The sequence below is a fragment of the Caenispirillum bisanense genome (assembly GCF_900230255.1).
Lineage (GTDB): Bacteria > Pseudomonadota > Alphaproteobacteria > Rhodospirillales > Rhodospirillaceae > Caenispirillum > Caenispirillum bisanense_A.
On record NZ_OCNJ01000001.1, the window covers coordinates 880299 to 903113 of the forward strand.

At 70.4% G+C, this 22815-nt stretch carries 20 protein-coding genes; 4 read left to right on the forward strand and 16 right to left on the reverse strand.

All coding sequences use genetic code 11. The annotated features are described in order from the left end of the window. The first annotated feature begins 94 nt into the window (after positions 1–94). Entirely contained in the window at positions 95–859 is a 765-nt protein-coding gene (gene fabG, locus CRP50_RS04180; protein ID WP_097277695.1) for a 3-oxoacyl-ACP reductase FabG, read from the forward strand. Between the two features lie 27 nt (positions 860–886). On the opposite strand, the gene CRP50_RS04185 is transcribed toward fabG, so the two are convergent. From CRP50_RS04185 to CRP50_RS04195, 3 genes are read right to left on the reverse strand one after another with little or no spacing between them, the layout of a single operon-like run. Then, entirely contained in the window at positions 887–1093 is a 207-nt protein-coding gene (locus tag CRP50_RS04185; RefSeq protein ID WP_097277696.1) for a DUF2892 domain-containing protein, read from the reverse strand. 24 nt (positions 1094–1117) lie between these two features. Next, positions 1118–2437 (reverse strand): NAD(P)/FAD-dependent oxidoreductase, encoded by a 1320-nt coding sequence (locus CRP50_RS04190; protein ID WP_097277697.1) that lies wholly within the window; start codon positions 2435–2437, stop codon positions 1118–1120. Beyond that, positions 2434–2811 carry a metalloregulator ArsR/SmtB family transcription factor gene (locus CRP50_RS04195; RefSeq protein ID WP_322090839.1) on the reverse strand — a complete coding sequence of 126 codons (378 nt, stop codon included), beginning with the start codon at positions 2809–2811 and terminating at the stop codon, positions 2434–2436. Before CRP50_RS04195 ends, CRP50_RS04190 begins: the two co-directional genes overlap by 4 nt. A gap of 101 nt (positions 2812–2912) precedes the next feature. Between CRP50_RS04195 and CRP50_RS04200 the strand changes: the two genes are divergently transcribed. Beyond that, positions 2913–3935, forward strand: a complete 1023-nt coding sequence (locus tag CRP50_RS04200; protein WP_097277699.1) for an efflux RND transporter periplasmic adaptor subunit — start codon at positions 2913–2915, stop codon at positions 3933–3935. Beyond that, on the forward strand, positions 3932–7144 hold the full coding sequence (locus tag CRP50_RS04205) for an efflux RND transporter permease subunit (RefSeq protein WP_097277700.1): 3213 nt from the start codon (positions 3932–3934) through the stop codon (positions 7142–7144). The genes CRP50_RS04200 and CRP50_RS04205 overlap by 4 nt, the downstream gene beginning before the upstream one ends. Positions 7145–7388: 244 nt before the next feature. On the opposite strand, the gene CRP50_RS04210 is transcribed toward CRP50_RS04205, so the two are convergent. From CRP50_RS04210 to CRP50_RS04220, 3 genes are all read right to left on the reverse strand, one after another. Beyond that, positions 7389–7889, reverse strand: a complete 501-nt coding sequence (locus CRP50_RS04210; RefSeq protein WP_097277701.1) for a hypothetical protein — start codon at positions 7887–7889, stop codon at positions 7389–7391. A gap of 98 nt (positions 7890–7987) precedes the next feature. Then, positions 7988–8608 carry a peptide-methionine (S)-S-oxide reductase MsrA gene (gene msrA / locus CRP50_RS04215; protein WP_097277702.1) on the reverse strand — a complete coding sequence of 207 codons (621 nt, stop codon included), beginning with the start codon at positions 8606–8608 and terminating at the stop codon, positions 7988–7990. 62 nt (positions 8609–8670) lie between these two features. Beyond that, positions 8671–10170 carry an ATP-binding protein gene (locus tag CRP50_RS04220; protein ID WP_097277703.1) on the reverse strand — a complete coding sequence of 500 codons (1500 nt, stop codon included), beginning with the start codon at positions 10168–10170 and terminating at the stop codon, positions 8671–8673. A gap of 179 nt (positions 10171–10349) precedes the next feature. Here CRP50_RS04220 and CRP50_RS04225 point away from each other — a divergent pair, with 179 nt between their 5' ends. Beyond that, entirely contained in the window at positions 10350–12329 is a 1980-nt protein-coding gene (locus CRP50_RS04225; RefSeq protein WP_097277704.1) for a di-heme-cytochrome C peroxidase, read from the forward strand. Between the two features lie 58 nt (positions 12330–12387). Here CRP50_RS04225 and trhA read toward each other — a convergent pair whose 3' ends face one another. The 10 genes from trhA to CRP50_RS25955 form a co-directional block, all read right to left on the reverse strand. Beyond that, positions 12388–13077, reverse strand: coding sequence for a PAQR family membrane homeostasis protein TrhA (gene trhA / locus CRP50_RS04230; protein ID WP_097277705.1), 690 nt, complete (start codon positions 13075–13077; stop codon positions 12388–12390). Positions 13078–13167: 90 nt separating this feature from the next. After that, positions 13168–14343 carry an NAD(P)/FAD-dependent oxidoreductase gene (locus CRP50_RS04235; protein WP_097277706.1) on the reverse strand — a complete coding sequence of 392 codons (1176 nt, stop codon included), beginning with the start codon at positions 14341–14343 and terminating at the stop codon, positions 13168–13170. Positions 14344–14389: 46 nt separating this feature from the next. Continuing rightward, a complete protein-coding gene (locus CRP50_RS04240; protein ID WP_097277707.1) occupies positions 14390–14857 on the reverse strand; it encodes a CopD family protein in 468 nt (155 codons plus the stop codon). A gap of 11 nt (positions 14858–14868) precedes the next feature. Beyond that, positions 14869–15519 (reverse strand): ParA family partition ATPase, encoded by a 651-nt coding sequence (gene parA, locus CRP50_RS04245; RefSeq protein ID WP_097277708.1) that lies wholly within the window; start codon positions 15517–15519, stop codon positions 14869–14871. 127 nt (positions 15520–15646) lie between these two features. Further along, positions 15647–17041, reverse strand: coding sequence for an aspartate aminotransferase family protein (locus CRP50_RS04250; RefSeq protein ID WP_097277709.1), 1395 nt, complete (start codon positions 17039–17041; stop codon positions 15647–15649). Positions 17042–17077: 36 nt separating this feature from the next. Beyond that, a complete protein-coding gene (locus tag CRP50_RS04255; protein ID WP_097277710.1) occupies positions 17078–18568 on the reverse strand; it encodes an NAD-dependent succinate-semialdehyde dehydrogenase in 1491 nt (496 codons plus the stop codon). 148 nt (positions 18569–18716) lie between these two features. Beyond that, complete coding sequence (doeA, locus tag CRP50_RS04260; RefSeq protein WP_097277711.1) at positions 18717–20030, reverse strand: ectoine hydrolase DoeA; 1314 nt, start codon at positions 20028–20030, stop codon at positions 18717–18719. A 316-nt stretch (positions 20031–20346) separates the two neighbouring features. Next, positions 20347–20937, reverse strand: a complete 591-nt coding sequence (locus CRP50_RS04265) for a GNAT family N-acetyltransferase (protein ID WP_097277712.1) — start codon at positions 20935–20937, stop codon at positions 20347–20349. 104 nt (positions 20938–21041) lie between these two features. Continuing rightward, positions 21042–21437, reverse strand: coding sequence for a bacteriohemerythrin (locus tag CRP50_RS04270; RefSeq protein ID WP_097277713.1), 396 nt, complete (start codon positions 21435–21437; stop codon positions 21042–21044). Positions 21438–21543: 106 nt separating this feature from the next. Next, complete coding sequence (locus tag CRP50_RS25955; protein ID WP_097277714.1) at positions 21544–22737, reverse strand: DUF2325 domain-containing protein; 1194 nt, start codon at positions 22735–22737, stop codon at positions 21544–21546. Positions 22738–22815: the final 78 nt, after the last annotated feature.

Sequence of the window (22815 nt, forward strand, 5' to 3'; positions counted from 1 at the left end):
GAGCGACCGCCCCGGCCGTTGCTGACGGGAACGTGATCGCCCCGCTATGCTGGCGGTGCGCGGCAGACACCAGAGGCAGAAGGAGGCAGCAGCCATGCTCACACCGCTCACCGGCCGCAGCGTCGTGGTCACCGGCGCCAGCAAGGGGATCGGCCGCGCCGTGGCGCAGGCCTGCGGGCGCCAGGGCGCCAAGGTGTTGGTGGTGGCGCGCTCGGCCGATGCCGCCGCCGAAGCCTGCGACGGCATCATCGCCGAGGGCGGCACCGCCCGCCCGCTCGCCGCCGACATGCGCGACCCGGCGGCCGTGCAGGCCATGGCCGACTATGCGGCGCGCGAGTTCGGCGGCATCGACGCCGTGGTCGCCAATGCCGGCATCTACCCGACCGCCTTCCTCGACGACATGACGGTGGAGCAGTGGGACGACATGAGCGCCGTGAACCTGCGCGGCATGTTCCTGACGGTGAAGAGCTGCCTGCCGCACCTGCGTGCCTCCGACCAGGGGCGCATCGTGCTCATGTCGTCCATCACCGGGCCGATCACCGGCAACCCGGGCGACAGCCACTACGCCGCCACCAAGGCCGGAATGCTGGGGTTCATGCGCAGCGCGGCGCTGGAGCTGGCGGGCGACGGGGTGACGGTGAACGCGATCCTGCCCGGCAACATCGCGACGGAAGGGCTCGAGGATCTCGGCGACGATTACCTGGCGCGCATGGCGGCCTCGGTGCCGCTCGGCGCCCTGGGGGAGCCGGAGGACATCGCCCATGCGGTGCTGTTCCTGCTGTCGCGGGAAGCGCGCTACATCACCGGCCAGACGCTGGTGGTCGACGGCGGCCAGACCCTGCCCGAGGCGCGGGCCTGACCGCCGCCGACCGGCCGTGCGTCGTGGTCAGTCGAAGGCGACGCCGGGGCGCACGCCCATCTTCTTCAGGACGATGGCGAGCGGGCAGAAGCCGGTGAAGGCGGCCTGCAGCATGTTGAGGCCGACGAAGCCGGTGATCCACAGCGCCCAGGTGAGGCCGCCGAACAGGGCGGCGGCGACGGTGACGAGGACGACGGTACCGGCGAAAGCCATGACGACACGATCGATGGACATGATACGAAGGCTCCTGGTGAAAGATTACTTGGCCTCGCGCTCCAGCATCGCCATCTCGGGCTTGGGGATCTGCTTTCCCTTCAGCTTGTCGATGCCGAGCGTGCGGAGCACGTATTTCTCGTAGACGGGTTCGGACACTCCCTTGCGCACCTTGCGCAGGAAGTACTTCTCGAAGGCGATCTTGGCGAGGTGCACCCACCAGCCTTCGGAGAACCAGTTGACGTTGCGCGGCGGAATCTGCGGCAGGGCGACGAAGGCGGCGCCGCTGTCGCCGAAATCGGCGAGGCAGATGGCGTTCCACGTCGCCTCGCGCTCCGGTTCCCGGCCGTGGATCAGGGCGGCGATGTTGTGGGCGGTCGCCGTGACCATGCTTTCGATCATGTAGCCGGTCTTCGGCACGCCGACGGGCACCGGCGTCGACTCCACGGGCGGGATGGCGACGCAGACGCCGACGGCGAAGATGTTGCGGAAGGTGGGGTTGCGCTGGTGCTTGTCGACCAGCACGAAGCCGCGTGGGTTGACCAGCCCCTCGATCCCCCGCACGGCGCCGATGCCGCGGAAGGCGGGCAGCATCATCGAATACTTGAAGGGCAGGGTATGGCGCTTCTTCTCGGCGCCCTCCTCGTCGCATTCGACGACGTGCATGACGCCGTCCTCCACCTTCTCTACCTTGGCGTTGCAGATCCACTTGATGTGGCGGCTGCGCAGGATGCTTTCGATCATGCCCTTGCTGTCGCCGACACCGCCGAGGCCGAGGTGCCCGACGTAGGGCTCCGCCGTGACGAAGGTCATGGGCACGTCGGCGCGCACCTTGCGGCGGCGCAGGTCGGTGTCCATGATCATGGCGAACTCGTAGGCGGGGCCGTAGCAGCTGGCGCCCTGCGCGGCGCCGACCACGATCGGGCCGGGGTCGGCGCAGAACCGCTCCCACGCTTCGGCGGCATGGGCGGCGTGGTCGACGTGGCAGATGGATTGGGTGTGGCCAGCGGGGCCGAGGCCCGGCACCTCGTCGAAGGCCAGCTCGGGCCCCGTGGCGATGACCAGGTAGTCGTAGGCGAGGCTGGTGCCGTCGCCCAGCTCCAGCCGGTTTTCCTGCGGCACGACGCGAGTGACGCCGGCGGCGGAGAAGCCGATGCCCTTCTTTTCCAGCAGCGGCGCCAGCTCGATTTCGATGTCCTGCCGCTTGCGCCAGTTCACCGCCACCCAGGGGTTGGACGGCACGAAGTGGAACGTCGGCTGGTTGGACACCACCGTCACACGGTCGCCGTGCTTCAGCTCCTGCTTCATCTCGTAGGCCATGGGGATGCCCCCGATGCCCGCGCCCATGATGACCACGTGTGTCATTTGCGATCCTTCCTGTTCCTGTCGTTTCCTCGGCGGCCGGTTTCTTCGGGCGAACCGGTTCCGCTCTGTCGTTCCCCGGCCTGCAGCGGGGCGCAGTACAGTCCGGCCAGCGTTTCGATGACCTGCAGGGCGGCTGCGCTGGACAGCTGGTAGTAGATGTGTTGGGCCTCGCGCCGCGTGCTCACCAGCCCTTCGCGCCGCAGCTTCGCCAAGTGCTGCGACAGGGCCGATTGGCGCAGGCCGACGGCCACCTCCAGCGCGCCCACCGTCTTCTCCCCGGCGGACAATTCGCACAGGATCATCAGGCGCCGGTCGTTGGCCAGCGCCCGCAACAGGGCGGCGGCGGCCTTGGCACTGGAGGTGAGGTCCATCATATCCATGCTTGCTAAATTAGCGTAAACGAATATATTGGGCAACAGAGAAAGAGGCGTGGACCCTCCGCGCCCGCCATTCCTATTGGAGAGGGGGCCGTTCCATGAGATTTCGCCACCTGTCGGCCGTCGCGGCCGCCGTCGTCGCGGTGATGAGTGCCGCCCCGGCACCCGCCGCCGAAGGGGCGCCCTTCGCCGTCGAGCCCGTGCAGATCCAGGACCGCAAGGCCGTCTTCGCGACCGTCGAGAGCATCGACCAGCTGGCCGCCCGCGCCCGCATCGGCGGCACCGTCGCCGCCCTCACGGTGGACGAGGGCGACATGGTGGAGGCCGGGCAGAAAATCGCCGTCGTCGGTGACGACAAGCTGGCGCTTCAGATGCGCGCCCTCGACGCCCGCATCGCCAGCCTGCAGGCGCAGCTGTCCCAGGCCCGCACCGACCTCAACCGCGCGAACGAGTTGCGCCGCCAGGGCGTCATTCCGCAGGCCCGGCTGGACGAGGCGCGCACCCAGGCGCAGGTGCTGGAGCGCACCGTGGAGTCCGTGCGTGCCGAACGCTCGGTCATCGCCGAACAGGCCGACCAGGGCGCGGTGCTGGCGCCGGCGCCGGGCCGCGTGCTGGCGGTGCCGGTGCAGGACGGCAGCGTGGTGATGCCGGGCGAGACGCTCGCCGTCATCGCCGCCGACAGCTACGTCCTGCGCATGGAGCTGCCGGAACGCCACGCCCGCTTCCTGGCGGAGGGCGACGGCGTGCTGGTCGGCCGGCGCGGGCTGGAGGAAAAGGCGGCGCACGACGGCGCGCTGACGGAAGGCCGCATCGTCCAGGTCTACCCGCGCCTCACCAACGGCCGCGTGGTGGCCGACGTGCAGGTGGCGGGCCTCGGGGACTTCTTCGTCGGCGAGCGGGCGCTGGTCTACGTCTCCACCGGCGCACGCCGCACCTTCGTGGTGCCGCCCGAGTACCTGGTGCGCCGCTGGGGCCTGACCTACGCCACCCTCGCCGACGGGACGCAGATCGTCGTGCAGCCGGGCCAGCCCGTGGACGGCGGCGTCGAGATCCTGTCCGGCGTGCGGGCCGGTGACACGCTGGTGCCGCCCGCCGCCCCCGACGCGCAGGTGATGCGATGAAGCTCGGCATTTCGGGGTCCATCACCCAGGCCTTCATCCGCTCGCCCCTGACGCCGCTGCTGCTGCTGGCGTCGCTGGTGGTCGGCATCGTCGCGCTTGTCCAGTTGCCGCGCGAGGAGGAGCCGCAGATCAGCGTGCCCATGGTCGACATCATGGTCAGCGCCAACGGCCTGAAGGCGGTGGATGCGGCGGAACTGGTCACCAAGCCGCTGGAAGACATCGTCAAGGGCATCGACGACGTCGAGCACGTCTATTCCCAGACGGTGGACGACCACGTCACCGTCACCGCCCGCTTCGAGGTCGGCACCAGCGAGGATGCCGCCATCCTGCGCGTGCACGAGACCATCCGCGCCAACATCGCCCGCATTCCCATCGGCATCCCCGAGCCGCTCATCGTCGGGCGCGGCATCAACGACGTGCCGATCGTGGTCCTGACCCTGTCGGCGGAGGACGGGCCGGCGGTGGCGCGCTGGAGCGACAACGACCTCTACAACATCGCCGACGCCCTGCTGCCCGAACTGGTGAAGGTGGACAACGTCGGCCTCACCTTCATCGTCGGCGGCCGCGCCGACCAGATCCGCGTCGAGCCCGATCCGGAAAAGCTGGCCCTCTACGGCGTCACCCTGAAGGACCTGGTGGAGAAGGTGGAGAACGCCAACCGCTCGTTCACCGTCGGCCGGGTGCGCGAGGCGGGCTTCTCCCTGCCGGTGGTGGCGGGGCAGACGCTGCAGGGCGTGCCCGACGTCGGGCAACTGCTGCTCACCACCATGGACGGCCGCCCGGTCTACGTGCAGGACGTCGCCGACGTGGTGGTCGACGCCCGCCCGACCGACGCCCGCGTCTGGCAACTGGGCAAGACGGAGGCCGGCGGTCTGTCGGCGCGGCCAGCGGTGTCCATCGCGCTCGCCAAGCGGGCCGGGGCCAATGCCGTGAACGTCGCCGACGCCGTCATCGAGCGTCTGGAGGGGCTGAAGGGCGACCTCATCCCCGAAGGCATCGCCGTCGAGGTCACCCGCAACTACGGCGAGACGGCGCTGGAGAAAGCCGACGAGCTGCTGTTCCACCTGGGCCTCGCCACGGTCTCCATCGTCGCCCTCATCACCTTCACCATCGGCTGGCGCGAGGGCGTGGTGGTGGCCGTGGTGATCCCGACGACCATCCTGCTCACGCTCTTCGCCAGCTGGCTGATGGGCTACACCATCAACCGCGTCAGCCTGTTCGCGCTCATCTTCTCCATCGGCATCCTGGTGGACGACGCCATCGTGGTGGTGGAGAACATCGTCCGCCACTGGCAGATGAAGGACGACCGCTCCATCCTGCGCAAGTCCATCGAGGGCGTGGCGGAGGTGGGCAACCCCACCATCATCGCCACTCTGACCATCGTCGCCGCCCTGCTGCCGATGATGTTCGTCTCCGGCCTCATGGGGCCGTACATGAGCCCCATTCCGGCCAATGCCTCGGCGGCCATGATCTTCTCGTTCTTCGTCGCCGTCATCATCACGCCCTGGCTGCTGCTGAAGCTGGCCGGCGGGCGGGCGGCGCAGATCGCCGAGGCGCATGGGCACGAGGGCTCCGACAGCGCCATGGGCCGCTTCTACCGCCGCATCGCCGCGCCGCTGCTGGTCGGGCGGGTGCGGTCGAAGGTGTTCCTGCTGTCGGTGGGGGCGGCGACGCTGGCCGTCTGCCTGCTGTTCTACACCAAGGACGTGACGGTGAAGCTGCTGCCCTTCGACAACAAGTCGGAGCTGCAGGTGGTGGTCGACCTGCCCGAGGGCGCGTCGGTGGAGGATACCGAGCGCGTGCTGCTGGCCGCCGCCCGGCGCCTGGCGGACCTGCCGGAACTGGCCGACATCCAGGCCTATGCCGGCACGGCGGCGCCGTTCAACTTCAACGGCCTGGTGCGCCACTACTACCTGCGCGAAAGCCCGGAACTGGGCGACCTGCAGGTCAATCTGGCGCCCAAGGACGCGCGCGACCGCGCCAGCCACGCCATTGCGCTCGAGGTCCGCGAGCGCCTGAAGGGCCTGCCGGCGCCGGCCGGCACCAGCATCAAGGTGGTGGAGGTGCCGCCCGGCCCGCCGGTGCTCTCGACCCTGCTCGCCGAGGTCTACGGCCCGACGCCGGAGGCCCGGCGGGCGGCGGCGGAGAAGGTGAAGGAGGCCTTCCGCGCCGTGCCCTTCGTGGTCGACGTCGACGACAGCTACGGCACCCCGGCGGAGCGCCTGCGCATCGCCATCAACCAGCAGGCGCTGGAATACCACGGCGTCGAGGAGGAAGCCGTCTACGACACCCTGGCCGCGCTCATGGGCGGCGTGCCAGTCGGCTATTCCCACCGCGGCCACGGCCAGAACCCCATCGAGATCGCCGTGCGCCTGCCGCAGTCGGGCCTGACGCCGGACGAACGCCTGCTGACGACCCCGGTGCCCGGCCGCAACGGCATCGTGGAATTGGGCGACGCGGTGACCCTGACGCGGGAGCCGTCCAGCCACGTCATCTTCCGCCGCGACGGCCATTACGCGGAAATGGTCATGGCCGACCTCGCCGGCGACTTCGAGGCGCCCATCTACGGCATGTTCGCGGTGGAGGACCAGATCGCCGCGCTCGACTGGAGCGGCCTCGGCGGCGCGCCGGTCATCGGCTACCACGGCCAGCCGGAGAGCGAGCGCCATGTGACGGTGCTGTGGGACGGCGAGTGGGAAATCACCTACGTCACCTTCCGCGACATGGGGGCGGCCTTCGCCGTCGCCATCCTCGGCATCTACCTGCTGGTGGTGGGGCAGTTCGGCAGCTTCAAGCTGCCGCTGGTGATCCTGGTGCCGGTGCCGCTGACGCTCATCGGCATCGTGGTCGGGCACTGGCTGTTCTCGGCCCCCTTCACGGCGACGTCGATGATCGGCTTCATCGCGCTGGCGGGCATCATCGTGCGCAACTCCATCCTGCTGGTGGACTTCATCCGTCATTTGCAGGCGCGCGGTGACCTGACCTTGCGGGAGGTCTTGCTGGAGGCAGGCGCCATCCGCTTCAAGCCGATTTTCCTGACGGCGGTGGCGGCCATGATCGGCGCGGCCTTCATCCTGGCCGACCCGATCTTCCAGGGCCTCGCCATCAGCCTGGTGTTCGGCCTCGCGAGCTCGACGGCGCTGACCCTGCTGGTGATCCCGGCCATCTACGTGTGGCTGCGCGACGACGGCAAGGGCCTGACGGGCTGACGGGGCCGGGAGAGCGGGCGGCGGGCGTCGGGGGCTCCGTCCCCCACGGCGACCGGTAGGGGAGCCGTGGATGCCCGGCTCGGCGGCCGGGCATAACAAGTGGTTGGTATCGTTGCATAAACCGTCATAGCCGGGCTCGACCCGGCCATCCACGGCGCCACCGGCGAGGGCCGCGGGCGCGGTTCTTCATGGTGTTCGGCACGGGAACCGGCGGCGGGGTGGTGCCACACCCCCCGCCCCAGCCTCACCCCTTGGCGCGGTTGGGTGTCTTCGGGGCGAAGTCGGCGGGTTTGGCGCGGCTCGGGCCGTCCTTGTGGACACCACCCGTCAGCATGATGGTTTCCATCAGGCGCTGGGCGGCGTGGCGGAAGTCCTCGTCGGCGCCGAGCGTGCAGGCCTTGCTGAAGTAGCGCCGGCCGGCGCCCAGCTTCTGCGCCCGTTCCGTCAGGTGTTCCTCGGCGGCGAGGCGGGCGGCTTCGTGCAGCAGGCGGTCGCACTGGCGCATGTTGGCATTGCGCTCGTACTCGCGCGCCTTGTCGAGCAGCGCCTTCTTGAAGTCGTAGGGCAGGGTCTTGTCCTTGCCGCAGCGGTCCTTGAGCGCCTTGTTGAGGCGCTCGGCCGTCTCCGGGTCGGCCTCCACCATCTCGTGGAGCTGCTTCAGCCACTCCGCCTTGGCGCGTTCGACGGCCTGGCGCTGGAGCTCCGCCTTGTCCACGGCGCCGCCGGGCAACTTTATGCCGAACATCCGAAGCACTCCCCCTCCGCTGGATGTATGACAACTGTATCCCTTCGCCCGACGATTGAACAGCGGGCCGATCGGTTCCCTTCGTCGCCGGCCGGTCCCTACCGCAGCGCGGAGAGGTCGAGCGGCGGGACGTCGCCCCAGATGTCGGCGAGGCGCGTATCGCGGCCGCAGCCGAGGCGGTAGAGCAGGTATTTCTCTGGGTGCTTGCGGTAGAAGTCCTGGTGCGGCTCCTCGGCCGGCCAGAAGCGGCCGGCGTCGGCCACATCGGTCTTCACCCGGCGGTCGAGCAGGGCGGCGACGGCCTCGCGGCTGGCCTCGGCCAGGCGGCGCTGGTCGGGCGTCATGGCGAAGACGGCGGTGCGGTAGCTGTCGCCGCGGTCGCAGAACTGGCCGCCGCCGTCGGAGGGGTTGATGTTCCGCCAGAACACCTCCAGCAGCGTCGCGTAGCCCACCTGCGCCGGATCGTAGACCACGCGCACCGCTTCCACATGGTCGGTGCGGCCGAGCGCCACCTGCTCGTAGGTCGGCGCCTCCTCGTCGCCGCCCGTGTAGCCGGTGGTGGTCGACAGCACGCCCGGAACGGCGTCGAAGGGCGGCTCCATGCTCCAGAAGCAGCCGCCGGCGAAGACGGCGGCCGCGTCCTCGGCGGCGGCGGGGGCCGGAACCAGGGCGAGCAGGGCGGCGGCGACGGGCAGGGCGGCGAAGGACAGGCGGCGCATGGCACGGCTCCTCGGCGGACGCGGCATCGCCCCTACATGGGGGGCGGCCGGCGCCGAGGGAACTAGCCGAACAGGTCGCCCTGGTTCACCGCCTCTTCCCCCGCCTGCGGGTCGCCGGGCGCGGTTTCCCAGCCGAGGTCGGGCAGCGTGATGGAGCGCAGGCCGTCCTCTTCCCGCATGACGATGAGGCCGCGGCTTTCCATGTAGTCGAGCAGCCCGCGGGCGCGGCGCGGCGAGCGGCTGTTGCGGGCACGGGCGATGTCCGTGTCGGACGGGCAGGGCGCCTTGTCCATGGCGGCGCGGGCGAGCAGCAGGAACAGCGGCTGCAGGTCTTCCGGCAGGCGCTCGGCGACGCCTTGCGCCTTTTCCCACTCGTCCGTGTGCTCGGCTTCCACCGAGACGCCGGCGCGCGCCGTCGCCAGCTTGCGCTTGAAGGCGGCGAGGTCGAGCTGGCGGCCGTTCAGGCGCTTCATGCGGCAGCGCACGAGGAAATCCTGGTAGAGCACGGCGACGGAGCGGAAGGCCGTGTCGGGGTCGGCGATCAGCTCGCGCAGGATGCGCTCCATGGAAACGGCGGGGTCGGCGTCGTCTTCCTCCGGCAATTCGGGCTCGGGCGGCTTGGCGCGGGCGAGCTGCTGCAGGATGTCGTTGGTGGCGGCCTGCGGCGGCAGCGGCTTGATGACCCGCGGCGCCGGCGCCGGCTCGTTCTCGCCGGGCTTGAAGATCAGGTCGGCGGCATCGGCCGGCGGCGTTTCCGGCAGCGGCATCAGCTTCGGGCTGGTGGCGCGCGGGCTGGTCTCCACCGTGCCGATGACGATGGGGAAGGGGCGGTTGCTGATGGCCGGGCCGAGGGCGATGAAGTGGCCGCGCTTGAGGTCGCGGAACATCTCCGCCTGCTTGCGCTCCATGCCGAGCAGGTCGGAGGCGCGCGCCATGTCGATGTCGAGGAAGGTGCGGCCCATGAGGAAGTTGGACGCCTCCGCCGCCACGTTCTTGGCCAGCTTGGCGAGGCGCTGGGTGGCGATGACGCCGGCCAGCCCGCGCTTGCGGCCGCGGCACATGAGGTTGGTCATGGCGCCGAGGGAGGCCTTGCGGGCCTCGTCCGACACGTCGCCGGCGGCGGCCGGGGCGAACAGCTGCGCCTCGTCCACCACCACGAGCGCCGGATACCAGTAGTCGCGATCGCAGTCGAACAGCCCGCCGAGGAACGAGGCGGCGCGGCGCATCTGGAACTCGGCGTCCAGGTGTTCGAGGTTGAGGATCACCGAAACGCGGTGCATGCGCACCCGCGCCGCCACCTGCTGCAACTGGGCGTCGTTGTGGTCGGAGGCGTCGACCACGACGTGGCCGTAGCGCTCCGCCAGGGTGACGAAATCGCCTTCGGGGTCGATGACCACTTGCTGCACCCACTGGGCGCTCTGCTCCAGCAGGCGCCGCAGCAGGTGCGACTTGCCGGAGCCGGAGTTGCCCTGCACCAGCAGGCGCGTGGCGAGCAGCTCCTCGAGATCGAGCGATGCGGATTTGCCCGCCTGCGCCGATCCCATGTCGATGCTGACCTTCATGAACACCTGTCTCTCGCGTCGGGGAGGGCCTGATATAGCCCATAAGGCAGGGGCTGCGCCAGCACCGGCGGCGGCTTTTCTCGCCGGGTTGTCGAGTCGTTGCAAAGCGCCTCCTGGTTGTTCGCACTCCACCGTGATATGAGTAATCCCGTACTTTTCTAGTAAGGGGGGAATTTGCCATGCGTTGGAAGATCGTGGCGGCGGCGGCGCTCAGCGCCCTCGCGACCGCCTGTGCGCCGCTACTGCCGGAGCAGCCGCCCGCCGCCAAGGCGGTGTGGCTGGACCAGGCGTGGAACAACGAGCAGCGCTTCTGGTACCACCACGAGACCCAGGGGACGTCCACCTTCCCCGTGCCCTACACCTGGTTCATGGCGCTGGAACAGCCGCAGCTGGTGCCGACCAAGGTGGGCAAGCTGTCGGACAGCAAGTACCTCCAGGGCTTCGGCTTCATCCCGAGCCCCAGCTCCATGGCCGAGGCCGTGGCCTATGGCTATGCCCCCGACGGCGGCGGGGCGGGCGTCACCACGGCCTACTACGGGCAGGAACGGGGCGAAAACCCGGACGGACTGCCGGTGGGCTTCGCGCGGACGCCCGGCTATGTCGACCCGACCACGGGTGCGCCGGTGCCCGACCAGATCGGCCTCAGCTGTGCGGCGTGCCACACCGGCCACATGACCTACAAGGGCACCGACATCCGCGTCGATGGCGGCCCGGCCTATACCGATCTCGGCAAGTTCAGCATCGCGCTCGGCGAGTCGCTGCTGTTCACGACGCTGGAGGCGCCGCGCTTCGACCGCTTCGCCAAGGACGTCTTCGCGCGCGAAGGCACCGCCGACACGCCGGAAAACCGCGCCACGCTCAAGGCCGGCCTGAAGGCGGTGCTGGAGGCGCTGGCAGCGCAGGAAAAGGCCTTCGGCACCACCAAGACGCAGAACGTGGAGGAAGGCTTCGGCCGCCTGGATGCGCTCAACCGCATCGGCAACCAGGTCTTCGTCACCGACCTGTGGGGTGCCGAGGGGTTCGATCCGCTGGTCAACGTGGCGCCCACCAACGCGCCGGTGAACTACCCCCACATCTGGAACACCTCGTGGTTCGAGTGGGTGCAGTATGACGCTTCCATCATGGAGCCCATGGTGCGCAATGCCGGCGAATCGCTCGGCGTCGCCGCCAAGGTGAACCTCGTCAACCCGAAGCGGCCGCTGTTCGGCTCGTCGGTGGCGGTCGACAACATCTACCAGATGGAAAGCCTGCTGGCCGGGCCGGACCCGCTGAAGCAGCCGGTGCCGGGCTTCGCCGGCCTGCGTTCGCCGCGCTGGCCGGACGCCATCCTGGGCGCCGTCGACACGGCCAAGGCCGGGCACGGCAAGCAGCTCTATGCCGAGCTGTGCCAGGGCTGCCACCTGCCGCCGGTCAACGATCCCGAGAGCGACCTGTGGAAGCCGGAGTACCGCGACCGCTACTGGACCACGCCGACCGACATCGTGGTGCAGGTGCCGGTGGACCAGAACACCACCCGGACCGAGCCCTTCAACACCAACGGCGAACGCTACCTCAAGCTGCCCGAGGTGCCGGTGGTGGAAATCGGCACCGATCCCGCCCAGGCCTCGGTGCTGACGGCGCGCCAGGTGGCGGTGCCGTGCTGGCTCGACCTCGCGCCGGCGCAGGCGCAGTGCGAGGGGCGGCCGGACTCCTCGTGGGTGCAGATCTCCTTCGCCGCCGCCCTCGGCGACGTGGTGCAGAACACCACCGAGCGGTGGTACCAGGACCACGGGACCTCGCATCAGCAGCAGGAGGCCATGAACGGCTGGCGGCCCAACCACCTGCAGGCGCTGCTGGTCTACAAGGCGCGGCCGTTGGACGGCATCTGGGCGACCGGCCCGTTCCTGCACAACGGCGCGGTGCCGACGCTCATGGCGCTGCTGTCGCCGGTGGCGGAGCGGCCGCAGTCGTTCTGCGTCGGCGTGCGGGAGTTCGATCCGGTGAACGTCGGCTACGTCACCACCTGCGAGCCGGGGACCAACGTCATCAACACCAGCATCCCCGGCAACCTGAACACCGGCCATGAGTTCCGCGACGGGCCGCTCGGCAACGGCGTCATCGGCCGCGGCCTGACGGTGGCGGAGCGCGATGCGCTGGTCGAGTACCTGAAGACCCTGTAAGGGGCACCACGTCGGGGCGCCGCCTTCCCTCACCGGGGGAGGCGGCGTTTCTGCGTTTTCACCCCACCACGGGCAGCACGCGGCCGTAGCCGAATTCCAGGATCACCGCCGCGAAGTGGCAGGCCGCGCCGCCCAGCACCGCGACATGCCAGCCGGCGTTGTTGAACGGCAGGCGCTCCCACACGTGCAGCACCGTGCCGGCGGTATAGACGAGCCCGCCGGCCACCAGCAGCCAGAAGGTGGTGGGGGCGACGGCGCCGGCCAGGGGCTCGATGGCGACCACCATGACCCAGCCGAGGCCGAGGTAGAGGGCGAGGCTCAGGCGCTCGCTCATGCGCGGGAAGCCGATCTTCAGCACCACGCCCGTCACCGCGCCGCTCCACACGATGACGGCCAGCATGGTGCCGAGCCCGCCGCCGAGGGCGTTGACCACGAAGGGCGTGTAGGTGCCGGCGATCATCACGAAGATCATGGCGTGGTCGACGCGGCGGAACATCGCCTTTGCCCGCCCCACCGGCGCCAGGTTGTAGAGTGCCGAGGCCGTCAGCATGCCGATGAGGCCGGCGGCATAGACGGCGAGGCTCGCGATCACTGGGGTGTCGGCGTTCTGGCCCGCCACCCACAGCAGGCGCACCGCCGCCAGCACGCCGAGCGGCACGCCGATCAGATGCACGACGGCGTCGGCGATGCGCTCGGCGCGGGTGTAGTCCGGGAAATAGCTGTGGTGGAAGGGCGCCGGTCGCCGCATCGCCGCGTCTCCTTCGGGTCGGGTCTCATGCTTATAACGTTTGGTGCCGACGGCCGGACGCAAGACCCCACCACCATCGGGCGGGCGTGCCTACACCGCCTGTCCGGCCACCCAGCCGCTCGACCACGCCCACTGGAAATTGTAGCCGCCGAGCCACCCGGTCACGTCCACCGCCTCGCCGATGACGAACAGGCCCGGCACCTCGCGCGCCTCCATGGTGCGCGACGACAGGGCGCGGGTGTCGATGCCGCCGGCCGTCACCTCGGCCTTGGCGAAGCCCTCGGTGCCGCTCGGCACCACCTGCCAGCGGTTGAGCTGGTCGCCGGCGGCGCGCAGGGCCTTGTCGGTGAGGGTCGCCATGGCGCCCTGCGGCAGCCGCTGCTCGGCCAGCGCCTGGGCGAGGCGCGTCGGCAGCAGTTCGGCCAGCACGGTCTTCAGCTCCGCCTTGGGCCGCGCCTGCTTGCGGCCGATCAGGTGGGCGGCGGCGTCGGTCCCGGGGGCGATGTCGAGGGTGATGGCCTCGCCCGGCCGCCAGTAGGAACTGATCTGCAGGATGGCGGGGCCCGACAGACCGCGGTGAGTGAACAGGATGTTCTCGCGGAAGGCCGTGCGGCCGCAGGCGGCGGTGGCGTCGGCCGAGACGCCCGACAGCGGCCGCATCAGCGTCAGGTCGTCCTCCGCCACCGTCAGCGGCACCAGCGCCGGACGCGGCGTCACCACCGGCAGGCCGAACCGGCGGGCGAGGTCGTAGGCGAAGCCGGTGGCGCCCATCTTGGGGATCGACGGGCCGCCGGTCGCCACCACCAGGGCCGGCGCCTCGAAGACGCCCTTGTCGGTGACGACGCGGAAGGCGTCGCCGCGCGCGACGTCGGAGATGCGGTGCGACAGGCGGATGTCGACGGCGCCGTCGTGGCATTCATCCAGCAGCATGCGCAGGATGCGCAGCGCCGTGTCGTCGCAGAACAGCTGGCCGAGCTTCTTCTCGTGGTAGGGGATGCGGTGGCGCGTCACCATCTCGAGGAAGTCGAACTGGGTGTAGCGCGACAGCGCCGACTTGGCGAAGTGCGGGTTCTCCGACAGGAAGCGCTCGGGCGCGCATTCCAGGTTGGTGAAATTGCACCGCCCGCCGCCGGCGATGAGGATCTTCGCCCCCGGCTTGTCGGCATGGTCGAGCACCAGCACCCGCCGGCCGCGCTTGGCCGCCGTGAGCGCGCACATGAGACCGGCGGCGCCGGCCCCCAGGATGATGACGTCGAAGCTCTGCATGGGGCGCAGGTTTAGGCCCGCGCGCGCCGCTCCGCAAGCCCGCGCATCAGCCGCCGAAGCCGATGTAGCCGCCGACGCCGCCGGCGACCAGGGCGCCGACGCCGAGCAGCAGGCTCGCCCGCTGCCAGCCGAGCAGGCTACGCAGCGCCGCGTCGGCCGCCGCGTCGTCGGCCTGTTCCTCCGCTTCCTCGAAGCGCTTGAGGGGGCGGGCGTAGGCGTAGAGCAATGCCAGCGTCATGAGGATGCCGAGCCCCGCCATGACGTGGATGTGCAGGCCCGCCACCGCGAAGCCGCCGTAGAGGCTGAACATCAGGGCGAAGCCGCTGGCGAGCCCCACCGCGGCGGCGGCCCAGGCCAGCGTGAAGAAGCGCGGCAGCAGGCGCGCCCACACGGCATGGCGGGCGGCGGGCTCCTCCACCGCCAGCACCGGCGGCAGCAGGACGCAGAGGAACAGCAGGCCGCCGGTCCAGGCGACCACCGCCAGCAGGTGCAGGGCGACGGCGAGCTGGTGCATGACCGGCCCGCCTACTTGTGCGCCTTGGCGATGGCGAGCAGTTCCTCGGCCAATGCCCGGATCTCCACGGCGGCCGACGACCGTCCGGCCGTCTCCACCACCCCGAGGCCGTCCATCATGCTGGCGGCGAAGGCGACGCGGTTGCCGAGGCGGCTGTCCGTCACCGGCAGCTCCAGCTTCTCCACCTCGGCGATGATGGTGTCGACCAGATTGCCGCGCGGCGGCAGGCGGTTGAGGACGATGCGGGCGTGCGTCTTCTCCTTGCGGGCGACTTCCAGCGTCGGCTGGGTGGCCCACAGGTCCATGGGCGAGGGCTGCACCGGCACCAGCAGCACGTCAGCGGCGCGGATGGCGGCCTTGGCGTCGGTCTCGGCGTGCGGCGGGGTATCGACGATCACCACGTCGACGTCGCCGCGCAGGCGGTCGAGTTCCGTCGACAGACGCCAACCCGCCACCTCCGACAGGCGCAGGCCGCCGGCGTCGTCGCCCAGGCGTTCCTGCCGCACCTTGTGCCAGCGGCCGAGGCTGCCCTGCGGGTCGATGTCCACCAACGCCACCGTGCGGGCGCCGCCATGGGCCAGGGCCACGGCGAGCTGCGCGGCGAGCGTCGTCTTGCCGGCGCCGCCCTTCTGCTGGGCGATGGTGATGACGGTCGCGGCCATGCGGCGGGGTCCCCTGGAATAATTACGGCTTCGCCGAGGCTAGAGAACCGCCGCACATTTGCAAGTGCTTTCCAGGTGAGTGGCCGGGGGGAGACGGATGAGCGCTTCCCCCGGCCACGGGTGTTAGTTACTCGCGGGCCAGTTCCGCCGCCACCTGGTCGACGGCGGTCTTGGCGGTGGCGACCACGGTGTCCACCTCGTCGCGGGTGATGACCAGCGGCGGGGCGAAGCCGAGGATGTCGCCGTGCGGCATGGCGCGCGCCATCATGCCGTTGGCGAGGCAGGCGGCGGAGACGCGCGGCCCCACCTTCTGCGCCGGGTCGAAGCGCTGCTTCTTCTCGCGGTCGGCGACGAACTCCAGCGCCGCCATCAGGCCGACGCCGCGCACCTCGCCCACCAGCGGGTGGCCGTCGAAGGTTTCGTGCAGGCGCTGCTGCAGGTAGGCGCCGGTGTCGCGGGCGTTGCCCGTCAGGTCCTCGCCGTCGACGATGTCCAGGTTGGCGTTGGCCGCCGCGGCGCAGACGGGATGCGCCGAATAGGTCCAGCCGTGGCCGATGGGGCCCATCTGGTCGGAGCCGTCTTCCAGCACCTGCCACACCTTCTCGGAAACGATCACGCCCGACAGCGGCAGGTAGCCCGACGACACGCCCTTGGCGATGGTCATGAGGTCCGGCGTGATGCCGTAGGTGTCGCTGCCGAAATACTGCCCGGTGCGGCCGAAGGCGGTGACCACCTCGTCGGCGATGAGCAGGACGTCGTGCTTGCGCAGCACCTTCTGGATCTCGTCCCAGTAGCCTTCCGGCGGCGGGACGATGCCGCCGGTGCCGAGCACCGGCTCGCCGATGAAGGCGGCCACCGTCTCCGGCCCCTCGCGCTGGATGAGGGCGTCGAGGTCGGCGGCGCAGCGCTTGGCGAAGTCGCGCGAGCTTTCGCCGGGGGTGCCGTTCCAGTACTGGTAGGGCGCGGTGGTGTGCAGGATGGGCGCGCGCGGCAGGTCGAAGGCCTTGTGGAAGGCTTCGAGCCCGGTCAGGCTGCCGGTCATGACGCCGGAGCCGTGGTAGCCGCGCCAGCGGGAGATGATCTTCTTCTTCTCCGGCCGGCCGAGGATGTTGTTGTAGTACCACACCAGCTTGATCTGGGTCTCGTTGGCGTCCGATCCGCTCATGCCGTAGTAGATGCGGCAGAGGCCCTGCGGCGCCTTCTCGATGATGCGCTGCGACAGGCGGATGACCGGCTCGTTCCCGTGGCCGACGTAGGTGTGGTAGTAGGCCAGTTCGCTCGCCTGCTTGTGGATGGCGTCGGCGATCTCCTGCCGGCCGTAGCCGACGTTGACGCAATAGAGGCCGGCGAAGGCATCCAGCGTCTTCTTGCCGGTGTCGTCCCAGATGTAGACGCCCTTGCCGCCGGTGATGATGCGGTTCGGCGTCTCGCCGGCGGCGTGCTGGCGCATGTGGGTCGACGGGTGGAAGACGTGCGCGCGGTCGAGGCTGTGCAGGTCGGTGGGCGGCATCGCGTCGGGCATGGGAACCTCCTGAAACTCTGGTGTTTTGTCTCGCTCTCAGACCGTGGCGCACACGTACTTGAGCTCGGTGAACTCCTCCAGGCCGAGGCGCGAACCCTCGCGCCCGAGGCCGGATTGCTTGACGCCCCCGAAGGGCACGGGGGCGCCGGTGATCTTCACCCGGTTGACGGCGACCATGCCGTATTCCAGGCCCTCCACCAGCCGCTGCACGCGGCCGTGATCGCGGGTGTAGACATAGGCGACGAGGCCGTATTCGCTGTCGTTGGCCATGGCGAGCACGTCGTCGCCGTCGTCGAACGGGATGATCGCGGCGACCGGGCCGAAGGTTTCCTCGCGGTAGATCGCCATTGCGGGGGTCACGTCGGCGAGCACGGTCGGCGCGACGAACAGGCCGCCATAGGGGTGGGCATGGCCGCCGGCGACCAGCCGGGCGCCCTTGGCGAGGGCGTCGTCGACGTGGGCGTGGCACTTGGCGACGGCGCGCTCGTGCATGAGCGGCCCGATCTCCGCCCCCGGCTCGAACCCGTCGCCGACCACCAGCGCCTCGGTGGCACGGGCGAAGGCGGCGACGAAGGCGTCGTAGACGCGGCGGTGGACGTAGATGCGGTTGGCCGCCAGGCAATCCTGGCCGGAGGTGGCGAACTTGGCCGCCATGGCACCCGTCACCGCCTCGTCCAGCGGCACGTCGTCGTAGAGGATGAACGGCGCGTGGCCGCCCAGTTCCATGGACATCTTCTTCACGGTCGCCGCGCCCTGGGCGAGCAGCTTGCGGCCGACCTCGGTCGAGCCGGTGAAGCTGAGGGCGCGCACCAGCGGGTTGGCGCACAGCTCGCCGACGATGCCCTCGGGGTCGCCGGTCAGGACGGAGAAGGTGCCGGCCGGGAAGCCGGCGCGGTCGGCCAGTTCGGCGAGCGCGAGGGCGGAATAGGGCGTTTCCGTCGCCGGGCGGACCACCACCGGGCAGCCGGCAGCGAGGGCGGCGGCGGCCTTGCGGGTGATCATGGCCGACGGGAAGTTCCACGGCGTGACGCAGGCGACGACGCCGACCGGCTCGCGCCGCACGGTCATGGTGCAGTCGGGCAGGTGGGGCGTCACGCCCTCCACGTTCACGCGGGCGGCTTCGGCGGCATAGAAGTCGATGAAGCCGGCGGCGTACTGGATCTCGCCGCGCGCCTCGGCCAGCGGCTTGCCCTGCTCCAGCACCATGAGGACCGCCAGATCCTCGGCGTGCTGCTGCATCAGGTCGTGCCAGCGGCGCAGGATGCGGCCGCGCTCCTGCGGCAGGGTGCGGCGCCAGGCGGCGAAGGCGGCATGGGCGGCGGCGACGGTGGCGCGGGTCTCGGCGGCACCGAGGGCCGGCACGGTGCCGAGCGCCATGCCGGTGCTCGGGTTGGTGACGAGGCGCACGTCACCGTCCTCGGCCGACCGCCACGCGCCGCAGTCGTAGGCTTGTTCGCGAAACAGGGCGGGGTCGCGCAGACGGGCGGCGACGTCTTCGGTGCGGGGCGTGGTGGAGACGGCCAGCATGAGCGGTCGATCCTTTCGCAAACGGGCGTGGTGCGGATAAGTCCACCCTAGCGGCCGGGCCGCCGAATGGGTTTTCGAAGTCCGGCCGGGGCGCCGCGGGTTTCTTGGCGCCGCGCCGGGCGGGCCGAAGGATTTTCGGCGGGCCGCCTCAGTCCTTCACGAACAGCCGGCGGGGGTAGTCGCACAGCGGCTCGGCGCCGGTTTCGGTGACCGTGAAGCTCTCGGTGATTTCCAGGCCCCAGCTCTCTTTCCAGATGGCGGGGATCAGGTGGAAGCACATGCCGGGCTGCAGCGGCGTGCGGTCGCCCGGGCGCAGACTCATGGTGCGCTCGCCCCAGTCGGGCGGGTAGCTGAGGCCGATGGGGTAACCGCAGCGGCTTTCCTTGCTGATGCCGTGGCGGGCGACGGCGCGGCGCCAGGCGGCTTCCACGTCCTCGCAGGTATTGCCGGGGCGGGCGGCCTCCAGGGCGGCGGCGATGCCTTCCAGCACCGCGTGTTCGGTGTCGAGCACCTCCTGCGGCGGGCGGCCGAGCCACACCGTGCGCGACAGCGGGCAGTGGTAGCGGCGGTAGCAGCCGGCGATCTCGAAGAAGGTGCCCTCGCCGGCCCGGAAGGGGCGGTTGTCCCACGTCAGGTGCGGCGCCGAGGCGTCGCGGCCCGAGGGCAGCAGCGGCACGATGGCCGGATAGTCGCCGCCCAGCCCGTCGACGCCGCGGATCTGGGCGCGGTAGATCTCGGCCACCAGCTCGTTCTTCGGCAGGCCGGGCTCCACCAGCTCCAGGATGCGCGCCTGGGTCGCCTCGGCGATGCGGGCGGCGACGCGCATGTAGGCCAGTTCCTGCGGCGACTTCACGGACCGCTGCCAGTTCACCAGGCCGGTAGCGTTGACGAAGGTGGCGTCCGGCAGGTGCTGGCGGAGCGAGTCATGGCAGGCGGCGGAGAAGTAGTAGTTGTCCATCTCCACCCCGATGCGGCAGGTGCGCCAGCCGCGGGCGTCGATCACCGCCGAGAGGTAGTCCATGGGGTGGCGGACCATGCTCTGCACATAGTGGTCGGGGTAGGAGAGGATGCGCTCCTCCGGCATGAACACCGTGCGGCGGGCGCCGTTGGCGTCCTGGGCGCGGCCGTACCACAGCGGATCGTGCTCCTGGTGCAGCAGCACGCACTGGTGGACGTAGAACGACCAGCCGTCGTAGCCGGTCAGCCACGCCATGTTGCTCGGGTCGGAGACGATGAGCAGGTCGATGCCCTGCGCGGCCATGGCGAGCCGGGTGCGCATGAGGCGCGCCTCGTACTCGGCCAGCTCGAAGTTGAGCACCGGCGCCGGGCGGTCGACCACCGGCTCGATGACGGGGATGAAGTCCGCCGGCAGCACCGGCGCATCGGCGGGAAGGGCATCGGCGGCGGCGGGCTGCACGAGGGCGAGCGGTTCCGCGCACGACGCGGCCAGGGGCTGCGACATGGGACTGTCTCCGTCTGCGAAGGTCTCTGTTCGGGGGACCGCTCTTGATGCGAGGCGGCGGCCTGTGGAGACGACCCTACAGGAGACGACGGGGGATTCAATCAGAATATTGACATGGTTCTATGGTGTCACAGGTATCGCACGCGTGTCGAGAAGCCGCCGCCATGGGGGCCCTTGCGGCGGTTCGTGTCGCTTCCACGCTGTAGGAGAGCGGCCGGTTCAGGTGCAATCCCGGCATTGACACCAAAAGAAGGACCGCCCCGACGAACGCCGGGCGCGGTCGAGGTGGGCGCGGGAGGGGTGCGCCGAAACGGCATCAGGCGGAGGCCAGCAGCGGCACGGCCGGTTCGTCGGCGCGATGGCCCGCCTGCGGCCGGCGCAGCAGCTTGGCCATGTCGAGGCCGCGGAAGGCGTGGCCGCCGGGCAGGGCGAGGCGCACCGCCCGCATGGGGCGCCAGCCGAGGGCGGTGTAGAAGGCGACGCCGGGCAGGGTGGCGGTCAGCACGGCGCGGTCGTGGCCGGCGGCCAGCATCTCGGCTTCGACGGCCGCCATGATGCGCCGGCCGACGCCCCGACGGGCGGCGCCGGGATGGACGAACACGCTGCGCACCACCGGCGTCTCTCGGCGAGCCGGAGCCTGTGCGCCGCCCATGACCGCGGCATAGCCCGGCGTGCGCAGGGACCAGCCGCCGCATCCGGCCATGCGGCCGTCGATCTCGGCGATCAGGCAGCCGCCGTCTTCCACCAGATGGTCGTCCATGGTGCCGACATGGGTGATGAAGGCGGCGATCTGTTCGGGTGCGTAATGGCTGGTGCCCAGGCAGAGCAGCGACAGCGTCTGCAGGGTCCGCAGGGCCTTGATGTCGTCCGGCCGGGCGCGGCGCAGGGTGACGGCGTCGGGGTGCATGGGGCTTTCCTCCCTCTCGGTGCACCGGAACTCCGGCGCGATGGAGGGAGGCTAGCGGGCGGCAGCGCGCCCGCTTGTGCGTTTTCGCACGGCCCTGTGCGGCCTCACACGGCCGGAACGGCGCCCCGCTGCAGGGCGAAGGCCGCCGTCGCCTGATCCATGGTGTTGCGGTGCTGCAGGAACCAGTCGGGCAAGCGCTCGGCGACATAGGCCCGCACGAAGGCGAGGTTGCCGCGCGCCAGCTGGCCGGCGAAATGCTCCACCTCCGCCAGGACGCGGCGGTGTTCGCCCTTGTGGACGTCGGTGGCGAAGAAGCCGACCTGATCCATGAGCGCTTCTTCGCGCGCGAAATGGGCGCGGGTGTGTTCGGCCAGCGCCGCGAAGGCCGCCGGAAACTCGGCGTCGGAGGCCGCGACGGCGGCGTTCAGCTGGTCGACGAACTCTTGGTGATCGGCGTCGATGAAGGCCACCCCGACCTTCAGATCCTTGGTCCACTGCATCGGTCTTCATCCCCCTGTGCGGCGGACGCATCGCTCCCCTCGGGCGTCTGTCGCGCCCTCGGGAAGAAGATGCTCTTCCGCCGCATCTTTGTCGAGGGGGATCCCGTCACTCGGCCGCCAGCACCTCGTACTGCGGCAGCGGCGGCTGGGCGCGGCCGACGACGCGCAGGGCGCGCACGAAGGTGGAGACGCTGTGGCTCGGCAGCGGCATGAAGGCCTTGCAGGACCGCCGGCACGACCGCTTGATGCGGTCGACGGCGTCGTGGCTGATGCAGGTGACCGGGCAGAGCACGGCATCGGCCTGCGACAGCACGCCGTCGAGCCGCTCCGACCCATCCTCCAGGCCGCCGTCATGGTGGAGGAACTCGCCGTTGTGGCGGTCGACGATGGCCTTCAGGTGGGCGACCGTGCGGCTCATGCCGCCGACATAGAGGATGCGGCGGCGATCCAGGTCCAGCGGGCCGGGGTCGTTGGCCGGAGTCGGACAGCCGGCGGTCTCGCACAGGGTCAGTTCCAGGTCGGCGGCGCGGGTGACGAGGCGGGCGTTCTGCTCGGTCAGTTCGGCGATTTCCAGACGCAGGCGGTCCAGCTGCTCGGTCAGGCGCTCGACGCGCAGGCGCAGGCGGTCGCCGGCGGCCTTCTCGTCCCGCAGGGCCTGGCGGGCTTCCGCCATGGCCGCACCCGACTCCAGGTCGGCGAGGCGCTGTTCCAGCTCTTCCGAGCGGCGGCGGTGCAGGTCGAGACCGGCGAGGTCGTGGCGCAGGGTGGCCTCGGTGGCGCGCCAGCGGGTGCGCTCGGCGGTCAGGGCTTCCACTTCGGCGGTGCGCTCGGCGAGCTGACGTTCGAGGTCGGCCTGCCGGCGCATGTCGACCCGCTGCGAGGCGCCGGACAGGTGCGACAGCATGTGCACCTCGCCATAGGCGTGCTGGCGCAGGTGGGTGCAGTCGGCGGGGTGGGACATGAGCGCCCAATAGGCGCCGGGCACGTCGCCGGCCTTCACGTGCGCCGCCCACAGCTCGGCCAGCTCGGCCTCCGTCTGGGCACGGGCGAAGCGGGCGATCTGGGCCGGGAACCGCTTGTCCAGCGCCTTGGTGAGCAGGCGCGACAGCACCCGCGAGCTGCCGCAGGTGTGCACCACCGCGCCGTGGATATGGTAGTCGTCGGCGCTCTGCGGCAGGTCGAGCCGGGCCTTAAGCGCGATCTTGCGCAGGTCGGCCAGCGGCAGGCAGGTGCCGACGATGCTGCAATGCCATTTGCCGGGGATCTCGTCGATGCGCCGTCGCATCACCTGGACGCTCATGGGGGACACGGGGACCTCCGCTCGGCTCGGGGTGAGGTATGAAACTGATAATCATTCTCAACACGCGAGCGAGAAATG